The following is a 24,306-nucleotide window of genomic DNA, read 5'->3' as shown; positions in this document are numbered from 1 at the left end:
TAAACATCAAAGCTAGATTAGATTACTTCTACGGCAATGGCAGTAGCCTCACCGCCACCTATGCACAAAGAGGCGATTCCTTTTTTAAAGCCTCGCTGTCTCAACGAGTGTATTAGCGTCACTAAAATTCGCGCCCCAGACGCGCCAATTGGGTGCCCTAAAGCACACGCTCCACCTTTTACATTTACTTTATCAGGATCTAAATCGAGCTTTTTAATTGCTAGCATAGTCACCATGGCAAAGGCCTCATTAATTTCAAACAAATCCACTTCATCTTTTGCCCAACCAGTTTTACTTAATAATTTTTCCATTGCTCCAACGGGTGCAAGGGTAAAATCTTCTGGCTTGATACCGTTACTTGCATGAGCCACTATTTTTGCTAATGGCGTCAGACCTAAAGCCTTTGCTTTAGTATGACTCATAACTAACAAGGCAGCGGCACCATCTGAGATAGAACTTGAGTTAGCGGCAGTAACCGTACCGTCTTTCGTAAAGGCAGGTCTCAAGCTAGGTATTTTTTCAGGCTTAGCTTGCTTAGGGCCCTCATCGCTATCTACTAGCACTTCGAATTTTCGTTTTTTTATAGTGACAGGCGTAATTTCATCCTCGAAGGTCCCTGCAGCTTGTGCTTCATTAGCTTTCTGTAAACTTGATAGTGCGAACTCATCCATCCCTTCGCGAGTCACGCCTTCAAAGTCTGCTGTTTGTTGGGCAAAACAACCCATAGCTTGACCATCATAAGCATTCTCTAAGCCATCTAACATCATGTGATCAATCATTTGTCCGTGGCCCATTCGATAACCACTACGTGCCTTAGGTAACAAATATGGTGCGTTAGACATGCTTTCCATACCCCCCGCAATAATCACCTCCGCAGACTCTGCTTTGATCAAATCATGCGCTAACATAACGGCTTTCATACCTGAGCCACACACTTTATTTATGGTAGTCACACCGATAGAGAGTGGTAATCCAGCACCCAGCGATGCTTGCCTAGTGGGAGACTGCCCTAACCCAGCAGACAATACACACCCCATAATGACCTCATCAACATGGGATGATAGCTTTTCATCTAGCAGGGCTTGAATTGCATATGTTCCAAGCTGAGTTCCGGATATAGCTGACAAACTCCCCATAAAACCGCCCATAGGGGTGCGCTTCGCAGCAACAATAACAATTGATTGATCAGACATAAATACTCCTTAAATTTTAAATGTTTGTAAAAATATCTGCACACTTAGCGCTGTAAATAAGCAGACAATTTTCGAGTTGTCCTAACAGAAAATTTGATTTTACATTATTTAAACCCTACATTAACATTCAGTTTACGCAAACGTTAAGTGAAGTTAGTTTTCGTAAGAACTTCCTTAAAATACAGGGCAAGCATTTATGAAAGAACAGAACTTTAGTATTGGTGAGCTATCAAAAGCTATGGATATTACCCCTAGAACGATTCGGTTCTATGAGGAACAAGGATTATTAAATCCTTCCAGAATTGGGCAAAAGCGTATCTATTCAAATAAAGATTTGGTTAGGTTGAAGCTTATCCTAAGAGGTAAACGCCTGGGGTTTTCATTATCAGAAACCAGAACTCTGTTTGACTTATACGACACACACCATAACTCTCAAGCACAGTTACAAGCCATGTTAAAAATGACAGCTGAGAAAAAATTTCAGATGCAGCTGCAATTACAAGACATAGAAATTTTAATGACTGAGTTACATGAAGTTGAAGCTCGGTGCCAGTCTGAACTAAATGCGCTTACCCAAGCAGCAGTATCATGAATATATACCCTAGCCTAAATTTTGGTCTTGGTGACAATATAGACATACTTCGAGATCAGGTATTCAAATTTGCTCAAGCGGAAATTGCATCGATTGCCGACCTAGCAGACAGCAATAATAGTTTCCCCAATGAGTTATGGTCCAAACTCGGAGAAATGGGACTTTTAGGTATTACTGTTTCAGAACAATATGGTGGGGCAAATATGGGTTATTTAGCCCATGTGATTGCTATGGAAGAAATAAGCAGAGCGTCAGCCGGTATTGGGCTTAGTTATGGAGCCCACTCTAATCTATGTGTTAATCAAATTTTTAAGAATGGAACCTCCCATCAAAAGCAAAAGTATCTGCCAAAGCTTGTAAGCGGTGAGCATATTGGCGCACTGGCAATGAGTGAGCCTAATGCAGGCTCTGATGTGGTCAGTATGAAATTACATGCCCAAAAGCAGGGTAAGGACTATGTGCTTAATGGCAACAAAATGTGGATCACTAATGGGCCCGATGCTGACACTTTTGTGATTTACGGAAAGACTGATAAACATGCTGGCGCCAAAGGATTAACTGCCTTTATTGTAGAACGTAATACCCCTGGATTTTCCCAAGCCACAAAACTAGACAAACTAGGCATGCGCTCTTCAAATACATGTGAGCTTATATTTGAAGACTGCAAAATTTCCCAAGAAAACATTCTTGATGAGGAAGGCCGTGGCGTCAATGTACTAATGAGTGGTTTAGATTATGAACGGGTCGTCTTGGCTGGTGGACCTTTAGGGATCATGCAAGCCTGCATGGATCTGATACTTCCTTATATTCACGATAGAAAACAATTTGGTCAAGCAATAGGAGAGTTTCAACTTATTCAAGGAAAAGTAGCAGACATGTATACACAAATGAATGCGGCAAGAGCGTATGTGTATTCAGTAGCTCGTTCATGCGACCGAGGCGAGACCACCAGAAAAGACTCAGCTGGAGCTATTTTATATGCAGCTGAACTCGCCACAAAAATGGCTTTGGACGCTATCCAACTTCTAGGGGGGAATGGCTACATGAATGAATTTCCAGCAGGTCGGTTATTAAGAGATGCCAAACTCTATGAGATAGGTGCTGGCACTTCTGAAATTCGACGAATGTTAATTGGTAGAGAATTATTTAAAGAATCAGCTTGATTTAATCTTTTACTAAACATTTATTGGAGCCGAATAATGCCCCGTATTATCAGTAAGTTAAACACTAAAAGTCAGGATTTCATTCTTAACAAAAAGCATATGAGTCAACTGGTTAAAGACTTAAAAGATAAAACCGCAGACATCAGACTTGGTGGTGGCACCGAAGCAAATAAAAAACATTTAGCTCGAGGAAAACTACTACCAAGGGAGCGTATTAATTTGCTTCTTGATCCAGGCTCGCCATTTTTGGAGCTATCAACGTTAGCAGCCCACAAGGTCTACAAAGATAAGGTTGCCGCTGCAGGCATTATCACAGGTATCGGAAGAGTGTCTGGTATTGAATGTGTAATTGTTGCAAATGATGCCACAGTTAAAGGAGGCAGCTACTATCCATTAACCGTAAAAAAACATTTACGAGCCCAGACAATAGCTGAACAAAACAACTTGCCATGCATCTATTTAGTTGATTCAGGTGGTGCAAACTTGCCATATCAAGATGAAGTATTCCCAGACCGCGAACACTTTGGTCGTATCTTTTTCAACCAAGCTAGCTTATCCGCACAAAATATTCCACAAATAGCAGTCGTAATGGGTTCGTGCACAGCAGGTGGGGCTTACGTTCCTGCCATGGCTGATGAGTCAATAATAGTTAAACAACAAGGAACCATTTTTTTGGGCGGCCCACCTTTAGTTAAAGCTGCGACAGGTGAACTTGTTAGTGCCGAAGAGCTAGGAGGAGGCGATGTACATTGTCGAATATCAGGGGTAGTCGACCATTTGGCAAACAATGATCAACATGCTCTTAAGATTACTAGAGATATTATTGCAAGATTAAACCGAAAAAAAATAATAGCGCTAGACACACAGTCACCAATTGAACCCAATTACCCAGTAACAGATATGCACGGCGTTATCCCCGCTGACAATCGTCACTCCTATGACGTCAGAGAAGTAATAGCAAGAACCGTTGATGGCTCCGAATTTGATGAATTTAAATCTCTATTTGGACAAACACTTGTCTGTGGCTTTGCCAGAATTTATGGATACCCGGTCGGTATAGTGGCAAATAACGGCATATTATTTTCAGAGTCGGCACAAAAAGGAGCTCATTTTATTGAGCTATGCGCTCAGCGTAAGATCCCCTTAGTGTTTCTACAAAATATCACCGGGTTTATGGTAGGTAAACAATATGAAACAGGTGGCATTGCAAAACACGGAGCAAAAATGGTTACTGCTGTAGCCTGTGCGAAAGTCCCCAAGTTTACAGTGTTAATAGGTGGAAGTTTTGGCGCTGGAAATTATGGAATGTGTGGTCGCTCCTATGATCCAAGGTTTATGTTCATGTGGCCAAACGCCAGAATATCAGTCATGGGTGGAGAACAGGCTGCCAGCGTTTTAGCTCAAGTCAAACGAGAGCAAATAGAACGAAATAATGAACAATGGAGCCACAAGCAAGAGGCTAATTTTAAACAGCCTATTATCGATACCTACGAAACCCAAGGTCATCCTTATTACGCATCTGCACGGTTATGGGATGACGGCGTAATAGACCCTGCTGACACTCGCCAAGTTTTAGGGTTAGCTATTTCTGCAAGTCTAAATAAACCTATAGAAGAAAGCCGTTTCGGCGTCTTTAGAATGTAAGGATAAATCATAATGACCTTATCAAACTTAGAGCAACTTGATCAAAAATCCGATACGTCTGAGCCGTCTGTTTTACTTGAAATAAATGCTCAAGGAGTGGCGACCGTGACATTAAACCGCCCAAATGTTCACAATGCATTTGACCACCACCTGATTAATCAACTTACCCTGATATTTCAAAGTCTAGAGTCTAAGAATTCAGTAAGAGTTATGGTGCTTGCGGCTAATGGTAAAAGCTTTAGCGCAGGTGCTGACATTAATTGGATGCAAGGTATGGCGTCATACACCTATCAGGAAAACTTAGCCGATGCGAATGCACTAGCAAAGATGTTACAGCTACTCAACACGCTAAAAGTACCTACCATTGCCAGAGTTCAAGGTGCTGCATTTGGGGGTGCCATTGGCTTGATTGCCTGTTGTGATATGGCAATAGGAAGTAAATTAAGTAAGTTTTGCCTGAGTGAAGTAAAACTTGGCTTAATTCCGGCGACTATATCTCCTTATGTAATTGAAGCCATAGGAGCCAGACAAGCAAGGCGATACTTCAGCACTGCTGAAGTATTTTCAGCAAGAAGAGCCCGTCGAATTGGGCTATTAAATGAAGCAGTCGCTGAAGAAGAGCTAGACAGAACTATTGAAAATATCATTGAACATATACTAAAGAACTCTCCTCTTGCGATTACGGCCGCTAAGCAATTAATACAGGAAGTTCAGCACTTAAATAAATCTGAAGACATCATCTCTATCACTAGTCAGAAAATAGCCAAGGTTAGAGTGTCAGAGCAAGGGCAAGAAGGTTTAAATGCTTTTTTACAAAAACGCCCTGCCAATTGGAAGCCTACCAATGTTTAACAAATTATTAATTGCCAATCGAGGGGAAATCAGTTGCCGCATTATCAAAACAGCCCGGAAGATGGGAATACTTACCGTAGCTATATATTCAGATGCTGACGAAAATTCATTACATGTGAAAATGGCTGATGAGGCGGTTTATATTGGTGCTTCACCTTCTAAAGAGAGTTATTTACAGGGTGAAAGGATCATTCAAGCAGCACTAAATGTGCAGGCAGATGCCATTCACCCTGGCTATGGTTTTTTATCAGAAAACTCCGATTTCGCCACTTTATGCTCAAAAAACAAGATTACCTTTATTGGTCCCTCCCCTTCCGCCATTCAAGCTATGGGTTCAAAATCTGCAGCTAAACGTATCATGCAACAAGCCAAAGTACCGTTAATAGCCGGTTACCACAGCAGCAATCAAGATCCTGCTCACCTAAAAGCTCAGGCTGAAAAAATAGGTTACCCAGTTTTATTAAAAGCTGCGGCTGGCGGAGGGGGTAAAGGGTTGAGGCAAGTATGGAACAGTGACGAATTTACAGACGCTTTGACAGCGGCAAAACGAGAATCCCTATCCAGTTTCAATGATGATTTAATGTTAGTTGAAAAATACCTTACTCAACCAAGACATATTGAAATTCAAATATTTTGTGATCACCATGGTAATGGTGTGTTTTTATTCGAACGAGATTGCTCTATTCAAAGAAGACACCAAAAAATAGTTGAAGAAGCACCAGCTACTGGCATATCTGAAAAATTAAGAAAGAATATGGGAGAAGCTGCTTTAAAAGCGGCCCAAGCGATTGATTATGTGGGGGCAGGAACGGTTGAGTTTTTGTTAGACACAGATGACCAATTCTACTTTATGGAAATGAACACCCGTCTACAGGTTGAACACCCAATTACTGAAATGATTACTGGTCAAGATTTAGTAGCTTGGCAATTAAGAGTCGCAAATAACGAAGTATTGCCATTAACTCAAAATCAATTGCGTATTCACGGACACGCAATTGAGGCCAGGATTTACGCTGAAGATCCAAGCAATGATTTTTTACCAGAGACGGGCTCATTGTCCTTATTGCAACCGCCTCTAGCGTCCAAATATGTGAGGCTTGATACAGGTGTCTGTCAAGGTGATGAAGTCACTGTTTATTATGACCCCATGATAGCTAAACTTATAGTATGGGATGAAAGTAGAGATAGTGCCCTACAAAGAATCACCAAAGCCTTGACTGAATACCACATCCAAGGAGTGGTAACTAATATTCACTTTTTACATAGGTTAACATCTAGCAAAGAGTTCAAGTCTGCGGCAATAGATACTAACTTTATTCAAAGAAACGAAAGCATCTTGTTTCTAGAAATGACAGAAAAGCCACCCGTATTATACCCATTAGCCGTTCTATTTTTATTATTAGATACTTTACAAAATCAGCCTATCAGGCAAGAAAGTCAAGATAGGTACTCTCCATGGTCGCAAGCCACCTCTTGGCGCAACAATGCAGAACATTCAAAAATTATGATACTCATTGCTGACCAGCTAACGACTGAAGTACACGTAAAGTACACACAACATAATATGCGACAGAGATATATACTGACCATAGCAGGAAATACTTACACCTGTTATGGGACGTTAGCAAATCGCCAATTAAAGGCCACCATAAACGGCCATAAAACCACAACAACTGTGGCATCAGACGATAATCAACATGTGATGTTTTATGCAGGTCATTCACTCTACTTCAATGAGCAACCAATAGATTTAGGAGAGGTGTTGCCCACCAACACTAATGACAATTTTTTAGCCCCTATGAATGGTACAATTGTTACCTTGTTCGTCAAACCTGGTGAACCTGTTAACCAAGGGCAAACCTTAGTTGTCATGGAAGCTATGAAAATGGTGCACAATATCAAAGCACCTCAAGCTGGAATAGTGAAAGAATTTTATTGTACAGCTGGGGACTTAGTCGATGATGGCACTCAATTGCTCAGCTTTGTTGCAACAGAAAACTAATTGCTATGTATCCACCTTATGTAAAAGTTGTAGAAGTGGGACCTAGAGATGGACTGCAAAACGAGCAGTCCATTGTTCCATTACACACAAAAATTACACTTATTGAGCAGTTAGCTGCCGCTGGGTGTCAGTATATTGAATCAGGAAGCTTTGTCTCGCCTAAGTGGGTACCACAAATGGCTGATAGCGGCCTAGTATTTAAACACATAACTCGCCATCCAGGTGTGCACTACTCAGCTCTCACCCCTAATACAGAAGGGTTTAGAGCGGCGTTATCTAGTTCGGTAGACGAAATAGCAGTGTTTGCTTCGGCATCAGAGAGCTTTTCACAAAAAAACATCAATTGCTCAATACAACAAAGCTTAGTTCGCTTTCAACCTGTATTAGACATGGCACGGGCACATCACTTGCCTGTAAGAGGATATGTTTCTTGTGTTTTAGGTTGTCCCTACGAAGGTAACATATCGCCTTCAAAGGTCACAACTGTCAGTAAATCCTTGCTAGATATGGGCTGTTACGAGATATCCTTAGGAGACACTATAGGTGTAGGAACGCCCAACAAAACCGCACAATTGTTAAATAAAATCAGCGAAGAGATAGATTTGAAACATGTGGCGGTTCATTTTCATGACACCTATGGGCAAGCACTAGCTAACGTTTTAATAGCATTACAACAAGGAGTAACTGTTGTAGATAGTGCTATATCGGGGCTTGGCGGTTGTCCGTATGCACGAGGAGCTTCAGGAAATTTGGCTACTGAAGATTTAGTCTATATGCTAAATGGCATGGCAATAAAGACAGGAATTGATTTACATAAATTGACCCAAGCCGGTCTAAATATAATGCAAGCTCTTAATAAGCCCACTCAATCTAAAGTGGCATTAGCCTTCAAAAGTCACATATGAGTATTTATAATTGCCCTTGCACTCTCCACGCTACGGCATTATCGTTTACTCTTAATTCATCAATGTGAGTACTGCTGGTGCAACCACAGACGAGTGTGAAAGCTTCCCTTCCTGCCAATGTCAGAGTCATGATAGCTTTAGTGGCGAGCCCTACTCTGCTGGTTGTAGGTATGTTGATATTCACTTTATTTACCAAAGGTTGGCGCGAAGTTTCTACAAGCATGATCATCTTTACCCTACTGTCGTTTTTTGCTTATTACATCGTTATAGTGGGGAACTTTCCTCAATTTAAGCGCTCTATCAGCACACCTTCCGCTGATAAATAATCCAAATTTTATCAAAACATAGTCTGTTTGCTGCAAGTCAATCAGGTACAATATCGTCACATAATTATCGTAAATTAAAGAATAAAAAAGGCTACATTAAATGGAGTATTTCACTTGGAACGCGAACCCAATCTTGGTTTCTTTTGCAGGCTTAACCATACATTGGTACGGTGCGTTGTTTGCAACAGCTATTTTAGCTGGCCTACAGGTCATGAAAGGAATATTCAAACGAGAAAAAGTTAATCTAGCGCTATTAGACTCTTTATTAATGTACTGTGTTTTGGGAATTATCATTGGCGCACGATTAGCACACTGCCTTTTCTATGACCCTGAATATTACTTGAGCAACCCATTAAAAATATTAGCTATTTGGGAAGGAGGCTTAGCCAGCCATGGCGGTGGCCTAGGCGTCATCATAAGCGTGTATCTTTTCCAAAGAAAATTTAAAGTGGGTTACATCTGGTTATTGGACCGACTAGCCATTGCTACACCATTGTTTGGTTTCTTTGTTCGAGTAGCAAACTTTGTCAATTCAGAAATTATTGGACACCAAACTGATGTCAAATGGGCCGTTATTTTCGAACGCATAGATTTAGTTCCTAGGCATCCAGCACAATTATACGAGGCATTTTCATACCTCGCTATTTTTGCCACCTTATATTGCTTACATCGGTTTACAAAGATCAAACACTACACAGGTGCATTACTAGGGGTATTCTTATGTCTAGTATTCACCGCTAGATTCTTTATTGAATTCGTTAAAGTAAAGCAAGCCGCTTATAACAGTGATATTTGGATAAATACTGGGCAAGCTTTGAGTATTCCATTCTTTGTTTGTGGCGTTTTTCTATTAATACGTGCCATAAAGAATGGTAATCAACTCATAAAGAAATAATAGTAAGGTTCAAAGCAATATTAAATTTGGCAAATTTTTAATATTGATAAATATTTTACTTACCTAAGGTTGGCCTAAAACAGGCCAACCATTACAATTTCATAGGGCTCGAGTAAAAAGCATATATAGTGTGAGTAATGACTCAATTTGATTTAAATTGTGATTGATATTGACTAGGGGCTACTCCCACATATTTATTGAAATTGAACCTTAAAGTAATACCGTTATCGTAACCAACTCTATTAGCCAGTTGTTCGATTGAAAGTGTTTCAACTTCTAGTATTTGTTTCGCTAAATTAATTCTTTGCTGGTTAAGCCAGGCCTTTGGGCTAGTTCCTAATGCTTTTTTAAAGTGACGATCAAAGCTTCTTCTAGACATACATGCTTGCTCAGCCATCTCAGCAACACTGATAGCTTCGCTAATGTTTTCAATCGCCCAATCTAATGTTGCACTGAAAGAGCCTGCATTCTTAACGATAGGTGTTTCTACATATTGAGTCTGTCCGCCACTCCTGTGTGGAGATATAACCAAACGCCTTGCAACTTGGTTAGCAATGCTATGACCAAAGTCTTTACGAATAATATCGATACCTAAATCTAATGCTGCAGCACTACCGGCAGAACAACTAATATTTTGGTCATGGGTGTAAAGTACATCGTTTACAAAGTTTACTTTTGGGAACCTCTCCTGAAACTGGTCACTATAGCGCCAATGTGTGGTCGCTTTTCTGTGTTGCAATAATCCTAATTGCGCCAGTAAAAACGCGCCAGAGCAAAAACAAATAATGCGTTTTCCTTGTTCTGCAAATTCATTAATTTTCTCCGCCATGTCTAAGCGAACATGTTTACTGTTAGTCGTCCAACTTGGAATAACTAAAGTGTCATACCTATACAAACTTTTAATTGGTTTTGCTGTAATTTTTATACCGCCAGTGGCACTCATGGGCGCACGCTCAAAGCAAACCACATCAGTCTGATACCAGGTTTTATATTCTCTTGGTAATGCAAAAATTTCGATAGCACAGGCCAATTCAAATGTGGCTATTTGCTCATATGCCAAGATAGCTACTTTCAACATAAACAGTCCTCTTAAGTTGGCCTATTATTGTCTATTGTCGTACATAAAGCCATTACGCAGAGAGATTATTTTAACTTTTTATTCACATTTACTTATCATTGATTGAATATACTTTTCTGTCGTGTACACTCGATTATGGTACTCGACAAAGGTAGTAATGGATTAAGTACATATTTTACAAACAACCTTAATTTTGATGGAGCACGACTTATGGCAAAACAACCATCTCGCTATATTAGTAATTTAACACGTGACACTTATGCACTTATTTTAGCGGGAGGACGAGGTTCAAGACTCTATGAACTAACCAATTGGCGAGCCAAGCCAGCGCTATACTTTGGTGGTAAATTTCGCATCATCGACTTCCCTCTATCTAATTGTATCAATTCAGGTATCCGCAACGTTGGTGTCGTTACTCAATACAAATCTCACTCACTAATACGCCACCTTGTTCGAGGTTGGGGCCATTTTAAAAAAGAACTTGGGGAGTCTGTTGAAATACTGCCAGCTTCACAACGCTTCTCAGATAACTGGTATGAAGGCACAGCTGACGCTGTTTTTCAAAATATCGATATTATTCGAGACGAGCTACCTAAGTTTGTAATGGTCTTGTCTGGCGACCATATATATAGAATGGATTACGGTAATTTACTGGCTCAACATTCAGAATCAGGGGCGAAAATGACTGTTTGCTGCATGCCAGTCCCCTTAGAAGAAGCTGCCGGGCAGTTTGGCGTTATGTCAGTTGATGAAAATTACAAAATAATTGGCTTTGAAGAAAAACCAGAGCACCCTACTCCACTGCCAGATGATCCAACTAAATGCTTGGCTTCTATGGGCAACTACGTTTTTGATACTGAATTTTTGTTTGACCAACTTAAAGTAGACGCCGACAACTTAGGCTCAGAGCGAGACTTCGGCAAAGATATTATACCTTCTATTCTTGAAGAATATGATGTCTATGCATTTCCATTTAGAAGTGACGAGGATACCGAAGCTTACTGGCGTGATGTTGGCACCATAGACTCTTTCTGGCAAGCTAATATGGAAATGGTGTCTCCGGTTCCTGCACTTAATCTTTATGATAAGAAATGGCCTATATGGACTTATCAGGAACAGCTTCCTCCAGCAAAATTTGTGTGGGAAGACGAGGACAGGTTGGGTGCCGCAATCAATTCGGTAGTTTCAGGTGGCTGTATAATCTCAGGTGCCACACTCAGGCGAAGTCTGTGTTTCTCAAACGTTCGGGTACACTCTTATAGTGAGATTGAAGACTCAGTTATTCTCCCTGAAGTCGTCGTTAACCGTAATTGTAAAATCCGCAAAGCTATCATCGACAGGGGTTGTGAAGTACCTGAAGGTATGGTGATTGGCCATAACCGCGATGATGATTTAGCTAGAGGTTTTAGAGTCTCAGATAAAGGGGTAGTTTTAGTAACCCGAGAGATGCTTGGCCTCAAAGTAGGCTTTTAATCAATGTAAGAAGCCGCTGTCTTAAGTGCCCCCAACTTTATGGGGTCACTTCAATTAGCCGCTTTTGGTTTTGTATTCTTGTTCCCACTGCAAGAGTTTCCCGTTAATGATATTAGCTACCTTCAGAGGTTGTTCTAAAGGAAACATATGGCCTCCTTTTCTCAGTACTTTTTGCTCAGCTCCGGTATTTTTTAAAAATGAAGAAAGGAAAAATGTTGAATTAAGTTCACTTTTTTCACCACTAATAAGTAACGTAGGTACCTTCAACCGTTTGTAATATTTATGAATATTATCAGGCACATTCCGATAAATTTCAGTTTCTATATTTGCATCATAGTTAAGCTGTAACTGGCCCTCTTTTTCTGTAATTACAGACGCCACATAATCCTGAATACATTCTTTTTCAAAATTTTTAAACAAAGCCTTACCTTGAAAGTAAGCTACCAAGTCAGTACCTAATGGCCAACTCTTACAGCGATTTTTAGATTTTCCTGCTGGGGTAAATCGATCCGTTTGGCCAAATAATTTCATTGCCTTAAAAAGTAAACTAGCCATACCCGAGGCAATGGGCGGATCGAGCATGATCAATCCTTTAACCAAATCAGGTCTTTCACATGCAACCATAAAAGACACCACAGCGCCCATTGAATGCCCCACAAGATAAACAGGTTTGCACACATGGCTTTCCAAGTGATGGATTAACTCTAAATTAAGATTTGCGAAGTTTGCATTTACAGGAAAAGATTCAGAGTGAGCAAACTTAGGCAAACCAAACACTTCTATATCATCTGCCAATCCATCAAATAAACGGCTATAACTCCCCACAGGAAAACCGTTTGCATGGGAAAAATGTATTGAAATAGTAGGATCTGAAACCAAGATATAGGCGCCTTTAAATAATTTATGTAATCTGTGCCATGGTAATGCTCTGGCATTGATAATATCAAGCAACTCCAGTATATTTTTGCAAATATAACAATAACTTATGCCTTAACATAACGATATGAAATTGTGACTTCAGCATGAAAAACTATGATAATCACTATAGAGTAGCTAAAACGTTACTTATACAAATCGACTTTCAAACACGGACACATGATGCACATAGACAGCTTCTTTGATTCTATTAAAAATCAAATAGAACAAAACACAACCGAAATACTCCTCACATTAGACAAGTCTTGGACACAAGGGAGAACCATATACGGCGGTATATCAGCCGCCTTAATATATAAGGCTATTCGAGAAAGTATCCCGCTAGAAAATCAAATGAGATCTTTTAACACCGCATTTATTGGCCCGCTAGAAGCGAATAAAGAATTTACAATACAGGTGGAAATATTAAGACAAGGGAAAAATGTCACCCAGGCTATGGGCAGGATCATTCAAAATGGCAACACAGCGGTTCTCAGTCAGGCTAGCTTTGGCGTAAATAGGCAATCAAAGATACGTGTCCACAATAACTTGGAGCATGGTTTAGAAGGCCCAATAAAGGCAAACTTTCTGCCAGCTATTCCTAAAGTGACCCCTAAATTTATTAGTCAGTTTGAATTAGCCAAAACCGATGGAGGTTGGCCCTTTACTGGCAGTAAAAACAACCATACTTTTGGTCGTATGCGGTTTAAGGTCGCTCCTAAAGCGTTTACAGAAGCTCACCTAGTGGGTTTGATTGATGTGTGGCCCCCAACAGTTTTACAGCAGTTAAAATGGCCTGCAGCAGCTAGTACAGTGAATTGGAATGTAGAGTTTATTCACCCACACCAACAATTTAACCCCACCGACTGGTTTGTATACAAAGCTAAAACCCGACATGCTCAAGATGGGTATGCTAATACAGAAGCAGAAATTTGGGATAGTAGTGGAGCTTTAGTTGCATTAAGCAGGCAAACGGTAGCGGTATTCGCCTAACCCGCCTTAAAATAATGCGAATGACGAAGGACTAAACAAGGCTAAAGCACTCATAAGCTGTAAATTACTAAAATCTACAGCATTATCTATGCTTTCTTTATCCAAGTTTAAAACACCATACATTTCAGGGGTTATGCCATCAAATCTAGAGAAATGCTCATTATTAATGTTATTTATTGCCAACAAGTATCCTAGTTGGATGACTTGTTGTTCTAGAGTCATAGGTTCCTGCTGGCCACCATGTGTAGACGCAACTATGCAAACTATGTCTGAGGGTATTCCCCAAAGTTCGAGCAAACGACTAGAGATATCAACATAAGAAAACCCTAGATGTTGTTTTTGCTGTTGCAATGGACGTTTAGAAGAAATATCCATGCATTTCTTGGCGTTCTCTGGATTTAATTGCACCATTACCAGCTCACCTAAATTATGCAATAACCCACACACAAATAGTTTTTCCGGCTCTTTTAGTCCAAGTTCATCCGCTAAGTATTTACACAACAACCCACAAAAAACTGACTCTTCCCAATACTTATCTAAATCGATCACATCAGTTGCGATATCTTTAAAGGCGCTAGCAACACCATAAGCTAGCACCAAATCATAAATAGAGTGAGTGCCAATTACCTGAATGGCTTTAGATACAGTCGTTATAGTATTTGGAAACTTATAAAGAGCACTATTCGATATTTTCAAGACTTGGGTCATTATGGCAGGATCATAATTTATGACCTCTGCAATATCATCCAAAGAAGCAGCGTCATCATCGATTAATTGTTTAATTTTAATAACCGCTTCGGGCAAAACAAATATATCACCAGCATTGTCTACGTAATCTTGTAAATCCATCTATCTTCTTCGTTGCAAAGTGTCCGATCAATTGTAAATGAAGAATGCTTCAAGTTCATGTATAAACAATAAAAACATGTATATTAGTTAATACTAGTCAAATATTTATAGAGAATAATAGTTACCAACATAAAAACCTAATTAAAGAATACTCTAACAAACCAAATAGAGTTACAAAGTGTCAGAATGCTCAAGCTATTTGGCATTTTCTTCTAGACGCTTTAGTTCTCTCATACTCAGCCAGTGTTACAAAACTATAATTAGATTCAGATAGAAAACTGCATAGAGTGCTAAAAGTCGCTTAATCATGCTATCTAATAAGTAATAAAACTTTAAAAATGATGTGGGCAAAGCGGGAGTTTTAAGAACGAAGTTCCGCTCCGCTTTGAAATAAGTCAAGGATGTCTTATTTGGGTGCCGAACATAATGGGCGCATGATTGAATTGCCTGAAAGTGAATTTACCACCTTGATTCTTATCTAACACGACTTAATTAAAATATTGAGATAAATTTGGATTTTGAAGTGTTAGGTAACGTTAGGAATAAACTAAGAAGATGGTGGGTCGTGCTGGATTCGAACCAGCGACCAATTGATTAAAAGTCAACTGCTCTACCAACTGAGCTAACGACCCATCTAATTGAAAACTTTACATAAACGCGGTGAGATTTGGAAATTGGTGGGTCGTGCTGGATTCGAACCAGCGACCAATTGATTAAAAGTCAACTGCTCTACCAACTGAGCTAACGACCCTTTTCCGTTCGCCTCACTGCGAAGGCGGCATATAATACTCAATTGAAAATTCTGTGCAAGCTTAAAATTAATTTATTTTAATAATTTCAACTGTTTGCTGAAAAAGCGAACGATACTTGTATAAAGAATGAAACATTGGCGCTAATTAATAATTTAGCGCACAATTTTTATAGGCTATTTAATCTCTTACTCGCCAACTTTGCCGAAGAAGAGTCTGGGAATTCGCTCAATAATTGTTCCCATAATTGTTTAGCTCTAGCTGCATTTGATCTTTCTAGTTCCGTAATCCCAAGTTTTAATAAAGCATCCGCTCTTTTATTAGAATCTGGATAATTACTTACTAGCGACTGAAATTGCTCACCGGCCCCTACCCAATCTTGTTTATTAAACAATACTTGACCTAACCAATATCGAGCATTTGGAACATAGTCAGAAGTAGGATAATTTTGTAAAAATGCCTCAAACTCTAAAATAGCTTGATCATACAACCTGTCTTTTAATATTAGGTTAACCGCTTTATCGTAGGCCTCGTTATCACTTCCAGATATCGGAGTAGCAACACTAGGCGTATCGAGCTGCGTGGGCACAGTGGCAACCTGTGCACTTGGCTGGGCCTTTACTTCTTCAATACGTTTATCAATTTCAAGGTACAACTCACGCTGTCGCTCTAAAATTTTCTCTAATTGATAACTTTGAACTTCAATTGCACCACGAAGCTCACTCACTTCACTTTGTAACAGGTCCAATTGTTCTTGTTGACGATGTTGAGCCTGAGTACGAGACGCAAACTTCCTTTCTAGTTCCACAAGACGTTCTTTATCACTACTGTCATTTACATCTGCCACAGGCGCAGGAGCCGCAATAACTGCGGCTCCATATAGCCCTAGCAAACTTAGCGCTAAGGTGCGTTTTATCATGTTTAAAATCTACTATTGGTAAACTAATACACCACGACGGTTTTCTGCGAAAGCCGCTGCAGTACTGTAATAATTAACTGGCTTTTCTTCACCATAAGAAACAACAGAAATTTGCGAAGAGCTGACACCAGCATTTAATAGATAAGTCTGCACTGATTTGGCTCGAGACTCACCTAAAGCAATATTGTACTCTGGTGTTCCACGGCTATCAGTATGGCCTTCGATAACAACAGTCTGGCTGCTATTTTTTACTAAAAATGCAGCATGTAAATCTAATACTGAATAAAACTCAGGCTTGATGCTAGCGCGGTCAAAGTCAAAATAAACGGTTTGACTTTCTTGCAACTCATCCAATTGCTTTTTCATTTCTTCTTCTGGTGACATTAAAGGTGCAACAGTTCCAGTTTGAACATTTGCATCTTCTGCAGCTTGGGCATCAGCTGCTGCTTGTTCTTGCGCAATTCTCGCTTGCTCAGCGGCTAAAGCTTCGTCTTCACTTGTAGATGAACAAGCCATTAAGGTCACAACTGGCAAAGCTATGAATAAACCTTTAAAAATTTTATTAAGCTGCATTCTTTTTTTCCTATTTTTATCGAATTTAAATTAAATATCTCAAAGCTACAGTAAAAATGGCGACCAACTTGGTGCCTTTACTTGTCCATCGGCTGCTGGTAGACGAGCCTTAAATCTTCCATCAAGGGAGACCAAAGACAAAACTTGTTTTCCTTGATGCAATGTACTGTATATGATCATACTTCCATTTGGAGCAATACTTGGCGATTCATCTAAATAAGTTTTAGTTAAAACCATTAGATTACCATTATCAAGATCTTGCCTTGCAATATGATAGTTACCTCGGGTCCGATTCACCATCACCATCTGCTCGCCATTAGGGGTTACCGTACCACCTAAATTCATTTCGCCATCAAACGTTAGGCGTCGAACCTTGTTCGTAGCTAAATTTACTCGATATATCTGAGGTTTACCACCCCGTTCTGAACTAAATATCAATCCTTTACTATCTGGCATCCAACTAGGTTCAGTATCTATCGCTCTATTATTTGTGAGTCTACGAATTTGTTTACTCGCTATATCCATAACATATAATTCGGGATTCCCATCTTTCGACAACACCAGAGCTAATTTTTTACCGTCTGGTGAAAACTTAGGTGAACCATTTATACCAGGAAAGCTTGTCATTTGAGTGCGGCTCATAGTGTAAATATCTTGGATATAAATCTGTGGACGTTTATTCTCAAAACTAACATAAGCTAGCTTTGTGCCATCAGGAGACCAAGAAGGTGACATCAATGGCTCTTTTGAACGTAACAATACAGTCTCATTTACACCATCATAGTCAGATACTACCAACTGATATGGAAACTCATAAGCTTGCCTATCACGTACTAGCACATAGGCAATCCGGGTCATAAATGCCCCTTTTTCACCCGTAAGCTTTTCATAAACCACATCACTAATTCTATGGGAGTATTGTCTAAATTCGTTTCCTGAAATAGTTGATCTTCTGGTTTCTAATATGTGCTCACTACTACTAACTAATTTACCACCCACTAGAACTTGTGAATCACCACCGGTAATTTGTCCACGCAGTACATCAATTAACTCATAAGATACGGTATATCTATCAATGCCAGCGAGTTCGATAGTCCCCACTAAAACGGCTTCAACACCTTTTGCGGCCCAAGCACTATAATCGACCTCTGCATCAGTAGCAGGATACTGAGGCATATCTATTGCCTTAATAGGATTAAATTTACCACTACGGCGCAAATCGGCACCAATTACTTCAGTAAGTTTTTCAGGCATTACACCGTCGCCAACCCACTTAAATGGCACAATACCAATAGGTCTTGATGTATCCACCCCTTCAGTAATGACAATTTCTAGGGCAGAGAAACTTTTAAAACTCATTAGGGACAATAATAAAGGAAGGAGTACAACTCTAAGTTTGGGCATTACAATTTTGGCTCTACAGTTAAGTTAATATCACGTAATTGTTGATTTACGTCTGCTTCTTTTGAAACTGGCAATGTATCTGATTTATATACAGCTGCTTTAGCGGCACGGCATAAAATAGCATTACCACCTAATTCAGTAACTTGTATGACTAATCCATTCGATGCTAAACGGATATTTAAGCGGCAAGATTTACCTTTCATAGCATCATCTACTATTAGGTTTCGTTCAATAGTCTGTTTGATTAACGCTTGGTACTTTTGAACCTCAGACAAGACTTGTTTATTTCGTCTCTGCTGCCTTGCAGCTTGTTCTGCTTGTAGCTGCTCTTCTAAAAGCTTCTGTTGCTGTGCTTGTTCTTTTTCTTGTTGCCGCTTTCTCTCTAACTCTTTTAAGGCGGCTTCTTCTTTATCCCGTTTTTCTTTTGCTTGACGAGCAAGTTCATCCGCTTTTTTCTTTTCTAATTCTTTGCGCTTGCGCTCAGCTTCGAGCTTTTCAGCTTTGGCTTTTTCTTGTTTCTGTCTTTCACGGGCGGCAGCGGCAGCTTGTTCTGCTTTCTTTTTATTTTGCTCTTGTTGACGGGCCTGCTTCTTCAATTCAGATACTTCAGACTCTTGCTGTTTTCGCCTTCTTTCAGCCTCAGCAGCTCTGCGTTCTAAATCTTTAACCCTTTGCTCTTCTTTTTGTTGCAGGGCTTTCTTCTGGTCTTTTATTTTTTGAACCTGTTGTTGTAATTGCTGCTCATCTACTGCTTTAGCTTCAATAATGGGGGCGGGGGCAGAATACTCTGGCGTCTCCTTAGATGAAGAAAAGTCAGCACTCAGCCACACCATAACCAACACAGCTAAGTGCAGCAAAAAAGACAATGAAAAACTAGTGGAAAGGTTCATTGCTAGCCTAATTCTCCGGTGGAGTCGTCATTAATCCCACTGACGGCGCGCCAGCTCTTTGTAACAACACCATTAATTGCACCACCTCACTATAGGGCACAGCACCGTCACCTCTAACAACTACAGGAATATCGGGTTCAACTTGTAATTGTGCAGCCACTAACGTCGCTAAATCGACTGCAGACATGGGTTCGTCTTGGGTATCTCCCACATTTAAGAAATATTGACCTTCGGCATCTACCGACGCTACAATCGGGGGCTTAGCTTCTTCATCTAAAGGTTGCGAGTCAGCTTTCGGTAAATCTACCTTTACACCTTGGGTAATTAAGGGAGCGGTTACCATAAAGATAATCAACAATACCAACATTACATCGATATAAGGAACAACATTAATCTCAGAGACAGGACGTCTACGTTTTCTTACATACATAGTTTAACTACCTATCCAGCAGCTTGGTTAGTTTCGGCACTAGATGACAAGGCTTGTCTATGCAAAATACTTGAAAATTCTTCCATAAAATTGCCATAGCTATTTTCTAACTTCTCTACTTGATGACTGAAACGGTTGTACGCTATAACAGCTGGAATGGCTGCAAATAAGCCCATTGCAGTAGCGATTAGCGCTTCAGCAATACCTGGGGCAACCATAGCTAAAGTAGCTTGTTGTTGGCCACCTAATGCAATAAACGAATTCATTATGCCCCAAACGGTCCCAAACAAACCAATATAAGGACTAATTGAACCTGTTGTTGCCAAAAACGGTAGGCGACTTTCTAAACTGTCTATTTCTCTCGATAAAGAAACACGCATGGCACGGGATGTACCTTCCATAATGGCATCAGCTGGAGTGGATGAACTCTTTCGCAATTTCACAAACTCTTTAAAGCCAGAACAGAACATACTAGCCATCCCCCCTAAAGATTCTCGGGCAGCTAGCTCTTGATAAAATTTATTTAAATCAACGCCAGACCAAAATTTGTCTTCAAATTTCTTCATTTCACTACGAGCAGCATTCAAAGCTCGGCTACGTTCAATGATGAAAGCCCAAGAAGCGATAGATGCAGTGATCAACAACAACATAACCAGTTGAACTAGTAAACTAGCTTCTAAAATCAGATCGATAAAAGATAACTCAGATGACACGTGAAAATTCCCCTAATATTTTTTCTGGAATGGCTTGTGGTTTCATATTTGATATATTTACACAGGCGACTCGTATTAAAGCACTAACCAAAGGTTTATTGGCTGGGCTGATGATGACTTGTTTAAACACTAAACTGGCACGCTTCAATTCTACTATTTCGGTTTGAATACTCAACAATTCATTGAACCTTGCAGGGGCGTGATTATCCATTTCGACCCGTTTGACGACAAAACCCACAGAATGTTCCAAAAGAATATCTTGTTCTGTCCCCATTGCTCTCAACCACTCTGTTCTCGCCCTTTCCATAAACTTTAAATAGTTAGCATAATAAACAATGCCACCAGCATCTGTATCTTCGTAATAAACACGAATTTTATGTTCAAAGCTCATTTTATTTTCAACTTTTTAATGTCAATAATCTAGCAACTAAAAAAACTTTTCGAATCGAGATTAACCATCAATATTTAATAGTTATGCTACCAACTAATAAATATACAACCCCTTAAAATCACCTTTCAGTAACTTAAAAAACCATATTAATCAGATAATTACCTATAAAAGCAAAAATTACAGGTTAAAAACATCCATTAATACACAATAACATAGTGAATAAACATTCAAGCTAGGCTAATACCCATTAAGTTTACTAATTTTTTTTTGGAATCAGAAAAAATAATAGAACAATAAACAACCAAAATAAAAAATCCATTATAATCAACAAGATAAAATCAATATACGCCTAAAGTCTAACATCTATTTATTTTGAAAAACCAATTCATTAGTTTTTCTAATGCCTGATATCAATTTTATTCAGTTGTACAAACCTTAATAACTCTTAGAATAGCACCTGTTCCTAGAGCTACAGAGTAATTTAGACGCCAAACGGTTGAAAAGTGAAAATAGTTTTTTGACATGTTCCTTGGATTTATTCCCTTTAACTAATTTTTTAGTTGCTTGCCCACACTTTGTGTGGGCTTTTTTTTGCCTAAAAATAAGCATTAATCTGGAGTGTAATCTATTCCAAAATGCAAGAATGCTCTTTGTGAAGCTATGCGTCCTCTCGGGGTACGCTGCAGAAAACCTTGTTGAATTAAAAACGGCTCAATTACATCTTCTATGGTGTCACGCTCTTCACCAATAGCGGCGGCTAAGTTATCTAAACCTACTGGACCGCCCATAAATTTTTCAATAATGGCCAATAATAATTTTCGGTCCATGTAATCAAACCCTTCTTTATCTACGTCCAACATATCTAAAGCTTCTGCCGCCACGCCAGCGGTGATCTTGCCATCGGCTTTTACTTCAGCAAAATCTCGTACTCGGCGTAATAAACGATTACTGATTCTTGGGGTTCCCCGTGAGCGTTTGGCTACTTCAAAGGCCCCTTCTTCTTCCATAGTTAAATCTAAATAACTGGCAGAACGTTTTACGATTTGGGTGAGGTCTTTCACATTATAAAACTCTAGGCGCTGCACTATGCCAAAACGATCTCTAAGTGGAGACGTCAAAGAGCCCGCTCTTGTGGTTGCACCAATTAAGGTAAAAGGAGGTAACTCTAACTTTATTGAACGTGCGGCTGGCCCTTCACCAATCATAATATCGAGTTGGTAATCTTCCATGGCGGGATACAATATTTCTTCTACTACCGGACTCAAACGATGTATTTCATCAATAAACAACACATCGTTTTCTTCAAGGTTTGTTAATAGCGCCGCTAAATCACCGGCTTTTTCTAAAACAGGGCCAGAGGTGGTTTTAATATTTACCCCCATTTCATTAGCCACTATGTTAGCCAAAGTAGTTTTACCTAAACCGGGGGGACCAAAAATCAATAAATGGTCAAGTGCATCACTACGCTTACGTGCTGCTTGAATAAAGATTTCCATTTGCGAGCAAACATGATCTTGCCCAGTGTAATCAACCAACATTTTAGGTCGAATGGCGCGGTCAACCACTTCATCTTCATGACTAGCGGTGGGTTTTATTATACGGTCGGCTTCAATCATTGTGACTTATTACTAATAGCTTTAGTGTTTTTTTATACAGTATCAAATTTATTGCCAGCCGTCTCTAATTTGCCATCGCTCGTAACGCTTCTCTAATAAGTACTTCGCTACTCATATCTTCTTGATGCACTGAATTAATGACTTTAGTGGCTTGAGGTGCTTTATATCCTAAAGCAATTAACGCACTTAAGGCTTCTTCTTTGGCGTCGGTGCGTTGTACAAAGGTGTTTTCAACAGGTAAATCTGGGGTCAAATGAACGGTTTCAGCATACCCTTGATCTTTCGCTAGTTTGCTTAATCGGTCGCGCATTTCTATGACCAAACGTTCGGCTGTCTTTTTACCTACGCCTGGTAATTTAGTCAATCCAGTGACATCTTCCATACTCACACACTGCATAAACTGTTGGGCATTCATACCCGACAAGATCGTCAACGCCAATTTAGGCCCCACACCACTGGCTTTAATTAACTCTCGAAACACAGCTCGCTCTTGCTTATTGGCAAATCCAAACAACAGTTGTGCATCTTCACGGGTCACAAAGTGAATACAGATATTCGCTTCTTGACCAATTTCTGGTAACTGATAAAAACTGGTCATAGGCACATGCACTTCGTAGCCCACGCCACCGGCTTCGATAAGTATTTCAGGAGGCTGTTTTTCAAGTAAGATACCGCGAAGGTTACCTATCATGGTGTTTCCTTATTTGTTTTTATGACTAACGCAGGCGACCGCGTACGGTTTTTGAGGCTTGACCAGACATTTTAATTAAACTCTGTTGGGTATGATTGTGGCATAAAGCCACCGCTAATGCGTCTGCTGCATCAGCTTGAGGTTTGGCAGCTAGGTTTAATAAGTAGGTCACCATATGCTGTACCTGTGATTTATCAGCGCTCCCTTTACCCACAACCGACTGCTTAATTTGCCTCGCAGAATATTCTGCCACCGGTAAATCAAACGTGGTAGCGGCTACAATAGCTGCTCCTCTAGCTTGCCCTAGCTTAAGAGCTGAATCAGGATTTTTAGCCATAAAGACTTGCTCGATAGCAAACTCAGTTGGCTGAAATTGATGAATTATTTCACTCACGCCATCAAAAATTTGCTTAAGCCTGCCAGCAAGCTCATCTCCCTGTACACGAATACAGCCACTTGCCACATATTCAGACTTTTGCCCTACTTTTTTAATTACCCCATAACCCGTAATACGTGAGCCTGGGTCAATCCCTAAAATTAGTGCCATAAAGCAATCACTCGGAACACGCACCCAGCATAAAAACCGCAGTATGTTAGATGATTAGTTGGCATCTGGCACATACAATGAAATTGCCTCACGGTTAGTCTCAGACCAAACTTTTTCCATGGCCACTTGTTTATCTAACCAAACATAAGCCGAATGCTCAGTCAGTACAACAGCCTCATCATTTGCCACTTCAACGGCAAATACATACTCAGTGTTAAAAGGGGTGTTTGGCGGATAGCGGTGTTTCCACATATCGCGAATTTCGTAGGTATTAACTTTTTGGCAGTCTTGTAATTGATAACCGTTTTTAGCGATATCAATTCCGGTTTCTTCTAGTACTTCACGCATAGAAGTATCAAATGGTTCTTCGCCAAGTTCGAGGGTTCCGGTCACCGATTGCCAAAATGCAGGGTCATCATTACGCTGCATCACCAATACCTGCCCTGCTTGGTTGTATACAACCGTAAGGGCAGATTTTGGAATGCGATATTTCGAAGTCATTA

The 24,306-nt window shown here is 40.0% G+C and carries 25 protein-coding genes and 2 tRNA genes; 9 read left to right on the top strand and 18 right to left on the bottom strand.

All coding sequences use genetic code 11. The annotated features are described in order from the left end of the window. Nucleotides 1-17: 17 nt before the first annotated feature. Nucleotides 18-1,193, bottom strand: a complete 1,176-nt coding sequence (locus ABJE44_RS04135; protein ID WP_348111164.1) for a thiolase family protein — start codon at nucleotides 1,191-1,193, stop codon at nucleotides 18-20. Nucleotides 1,194-1,389: 196 nt separating this feature from the next. On the opposite strand from ABJE44_RS04135, the gene ABJE44_RS04130 reads away from it, so the two are divergent. Genes ABJE44_RS04130 through ABJE44_RS04105 form a run of 6 tightly spaced genes read left to right on the top strand, consistent with a single transcriptional unit; the run spans nucleotide 1,390 to nucleotide 8,351 of the window. After that, nucleotides 1,390-1,785 (top strand): MerR family DNA-binding transcriptional regulator, encoded by a 396-nt coding sequence (locus ABJE44_RS04130; RefSeq protein WP_348111165.1) that lies wholly within the window; start codon nucleotides 1,390-1,392, stop codon nucleotides 1,783-1,785. Continuing rightward, a complete protein-coding gene (locus ABJE44_RS04125) occupies nucleotides 1,782-2,948 on the top strand; it encodes an isovaleryl-CoA dehydrogenase (protein ID WP_348111166.1) in 1,167 nt (388 codons plus the stop codon). Before ABJE44_RS04130 ends, ABJE44_RS04125 begins: the two co-directional genes overlap by 4 nt. 36 nt (nucleotides 2,949-2,984) lie before the next feature. Then, complete coding sequence (locus ABJE44_RS04120; protein WP_348111167.1) at nucleotides 2,985-4,592, top strand: carboxyl transferase domain-containing protein; 1,608 nt, start codon at nucleotides 2,985-2,987, stop codon at nucleotides 4,590-4,592. A gap of 12 nt (nucleotides 4,593-4,604) precedes the next feature. Continuing rightward, nucleotides 4,605-5,444, top strand: coding sequence for an enoyl-CoA hydratase/isomerase family protein (locus tag ABJE44_RS04115; RefSeq protein WP_348111168.1), 840 nt, complete (start codon nucleotides 4,605-4,607; stop codon nucleotides 5,442-5,444). Then, nucleotides 5,437-7,446 carry an acetyl/propionyl/methylcrotonyl-CoA carboxylase subunit alpha gene (locus ABJE44_RS04110; protein ID WP_348111169.1) on the top strand — a complete coding sequence of 670 codons (2,010 nt, stop codon included), beginning with the start codon at nucleotides 5,437-5,439 and terminating at the stop codon, nucleotides 7,444-7,446. The genes ABJE44_RS04115 and ABJE44_RS04110 overlap by 8 nt, the downstream gene beginning before the upstream one ends. Nucleotides 7,447-7,451: 5 nt before the next feature. Continuing rightward, on the top strand, nucleotides 7,452-8,351 hold the full coding sequence (locus ABJE44_RS04105; protein ID WP_348111170.1) for a hydroxymethylglutaryl-CoA lyase: 900 nt from the start codon (nucleotides 7,452-7,454) through the stop codon (nucleotides 8,349-8,351). A gap of 4 nt (nucleotides 8,352-8,355) precedes the next feature. Here ABJE44_RS04105 and ABJE44_RS04100 read toward each other — a convergent pair whose 3' ends face one another. Further along, nucleotides 8,356-8,574: a hypothetical protein gene (locus tag ABJE44_RS04100; RefSeq protein ID WP_348111171.1), complete on the bottom strand. Its 219-nt coding sequence runs from the start codon at nucleotides 8,572-8,574 to the stop codon at nucleotides 8,356-8,358. Between the two features lie 203 nt (nucleotides 8,575-8,777). Between ABJE44_RS04100 and lgt the strand changes: the two genes are divergently transcribed. Next, a complete protein-coding gene (gene lgt, locus ABJE44_RS04095; RefSeq protein WP_348111172.1) occupies nucleotides 8,778-9,572 on the top strand; it encodes a prolipoprotein diacylglyceryl transferase in 795 nt (264 codons plus the stop codon). Between the two features lie 142 nt (nucleotides 9,573-9,714). Here the strand turns inward: lgt and ABJE44_RS04090 are convergent, their stop codons facing one another. After that, nucleotides 9,715-10,650: a helix-turn-helix domain-containing protein gene (locus tag ABJE44_RS04090; protein ID WP_348111173.1), complete on the bottom strand. Its 936-nt coding sequence runs from the start codon at nucleotides 10,648-10,650 to the stop codon at nucleotides 9,715-9,717. Between the two features lie 210 nt (nucleotides 10,651-10,860). Here ABJE44_RS04090 and glgC point away from each other — a divergent pair, with 210 nt between their 5' ends. Beyond that, nucleotides 10,861-12,123 (top strand): glucose-1-phosphate adenylyltransferase, encoded by a 1,263-nt coding sequence (gene glgC, locus ABJE44_RS04085; RefSeq protein ID WP_348111174.1) that lies wholly within the window; start codon nucleotides 10,861-10,863, stop codon nucleotides 12,121-12,123. Nucleotides 12,124-12,177: 54 nt separating this feature from the next. On the opposite strand, the gene ABJE44_RS04080 is transcribed toward glgC, so the two are convergent. Then, nucleotides 12,178-13,002, bottom strand: coding sequence for an alpha/beta hydrolase (locus ABJE44_RS04080; RefSeq protein WP_348111175.1), 825 nt, complete (start codon nucleotides 13,000-13,002; stop codon nucleotides 12,178-12,180). Between the two features lie 216 nt (nucleotides 13,003-13,218). On the opposite strand from ABJE44_RS04080, the gene ABJE44_RS04075 reads away from it, so the two are divergent. After that, nucleotides 13,219-14,031 (top strand): thioesterase family protein, encoded by an 813-nt coding sequence (locus tag ABJE44_RS04075; protein ID WP_348111176.1) that lies wholly within the window; start codon nucleotides 13,219-13,221, stop codon nucleotides 14,029-14,031. 6 nt (nucleotides 14,032-14,037) lie between these two features. On the opposite strand, the gene ABJE44_RS04070 is transcribed toward ABJE44_RS04075, so the two are convergent. The 14 genes from ABJE44_RS04070 to nudB form a co-directional block, all read right to left on the bottom strand. Further along, a complete protein-coding gene (locus ABJE44_RS04070) occupies nucleotides 14,038-14,880 on the bottom strand; it encodes an HDOD domain-containing protein (protein ID WP_348111178.1) in 843 nt (280 codons plus the stop codon). A gap of 556 nt (nucleotides 14,881-15,436) precedes the next feature. Continuing rightward, nucleotides 15,437-15,512: transfer RNA gene (locus tag ABJE44_RS04065), tRNA-Lys, on the bottom strand. A 43-nt stretch (nucleotides 15,513-15,555) separates the two neighbouring features. After that, a tRNA-Lys gene (locus ABJE44_RS04060) sits at nucleotides 15,556-15,631 on the bottom strand. Between the two features lie 167 nt (nucleotides 15,632-15,798). After that, nucleotides 15,799-16,548: a tol-pal system protein YbgF gene (gene ybgF, locus ABJE44_RS04055; RefSeq protein WP_348111179.1), complete on the bottom strand. Its 750-nt coding sequence runs from the start codon at nucleotides 16,546-16,548 to the stop codon at nucleotides 15,799-15,801. 12 nt (nucleotides 16,549-16,560) lie between these two features. After that, nucleotides 16,561-17,121, bottom strand: coding sequence for a peptidoglycan-associated lipoprotein Pal (gene pal / locus ABJE44_RS04050; RefSeq protein ID WP_348111180.1), 561 nt, complete (start codon nucleotides 17,119-17,121; stop codon nucleotides 16,561-16,563). Nucleotides 17,122-17,166: 45 nt separating this feature from the next. Beyond that, nucleotides 17,167-18,525 carry a Tol-Pal system beta propeller repeat protein TolB gene (gene tolB / locus ABJE44_RS04045; RefSeq protein WP_348111181.1) on the bottom strand — a complete coding sequence of 453 codons (1,359 nt, stop codon included), beginning with the start codon at nucleotides 18,523-18,525 and terminating at the stop codon, nucleotides 17,167-17,169. Then, the gene (tolA, locus tag ABJE44_RS04040) at nucleotides 18,525-19,415 is read right to left on the bottom strand and encodes a cell envelope integrity protein TolA (RefSeq protein WP_348111183.1); all 891 of its coding nucleotides are present in this window, start codon (nucleotides 19,413-19,415) and stop codon (nucleotides 18,525-18,527) included. Before tolA ends, tolB begins: the two co-directional genes overlap by 1 nt. A gap of 7 nt (nucleotides 19,416-19,422) precedes the next feature. Continuing rightward, nucleotides 19,423-19,845 (bottom strand): protein TolR, encoded by a 423-nt coding sequence (tolR, locus tag ABJE44_RS04035; RefSeq protein WP_348111184.1) that lies wholly within the window; start codon nucleotides 19,843-19,845, stop codon nucleotides 19,423-19,425. Between the two features lie 11 nt (nucleotides 19,846-19,856). Beyond that, complete coding sequence (gene tolQ / locus ABJE44_RS04030; protein WP_348111185.1) at nucleotides 19,857-20,558, bottom strand: protein TolQ; 702 nt, start codon at nucleotides 20,556-20,558, stop codon at nucleotides 19,857-19,859. Further along, the gene (gene ybgC, locus ABJE44_RS04025) at nucleotides 20,548-20,949 is read right to left on the bottom strand and encodes a tol-pal system-associated acyl-CoA thioesterase (protein ID WP_348111186.1); all 402 of its coding nucleotides are present in this window, start codon (nucleotides 20,947-20,949) and stop codon (nucleotides 20,548-20,550) included. Before ybgC ends, tolQ begins: the two co-directional genes overlap by 11 nt. 608 nt (nucleotides 20,950-21,557) lie before the next feature. After that, nucleotides 21,558-22,565, bottom strand: a complete 1,008-nt coding sequence (ruvB, locus tag ABJE44_RS04020) for a Holliday junction branch migration DNA helicase RuvB (protein ID WP_348111187.1) — start codon at nucleotides 22,563-22,565, stop codon at nucleotides 21,558-21,560. 64 nt (nucleotides 22,566-22,629) lie between these two features. Continuing rightward, the gene (gene ruvA, locus ABJE44_RS04015; RefSeq protein WP_348111188.1) at nucleotides 22,630-23,256 is read right to left on the bottom strand and encodes a Holliday junction branch migration protein RuvA; all 627 of its coding nucleotides are present in this window, start codon (nucleotides 23,254-23,256) and stop codon (nucleotides 22,630-22,632) included. Nucleotides 23,257-23,281: 25 nt separating this feature from the next. After that, nucleotides 23,282-23,803, bottom strand: coding sequence for a crossover junction endodeoxyribonuclease RuvC (gene ruvC / locus ABJE44_RS04010; RefSeq protein WP_348111189.1), 522 nt, complete (start codon nucleotides 23,801-23,803; stop codon nucleotides 23,282-23,284). A 54-nt stretch (nucleotides 23,804-23,857) separates the two neighbouring features. Next, nucleotides 23,858-24,304 carry a dihydroneopterin triphosphate diphosphatase gene (gene nudB / locus ABJE44_RS04005; RefSeq protein WP_348111190.1) on the bottom strand — a complete coding sequence of 149 codons (447 nt, stop codon included), beginning with the start codon at nucleotides 24,302-24,304 and terminating at the stop codon, nucleotides 23,858-23,860. Nucleotides 24,305-24,306 lie beyond the last annotated feature (2 nt).

The sequence above is a fragment of the Paraglaciecola sp. genome, assembly GCF_039942875.1.
Lineage (GTDB): Bacteria > Pseudomonadota > Gammaproteobacteria > Enterobacterales > Alteromonadaceae > Paraglaciecola.
The sequence above is the reverse complement of the archived record's forward strand: the minus strand, read 5'-3'. Positions and strand labels throughout refer to the sequence as shown.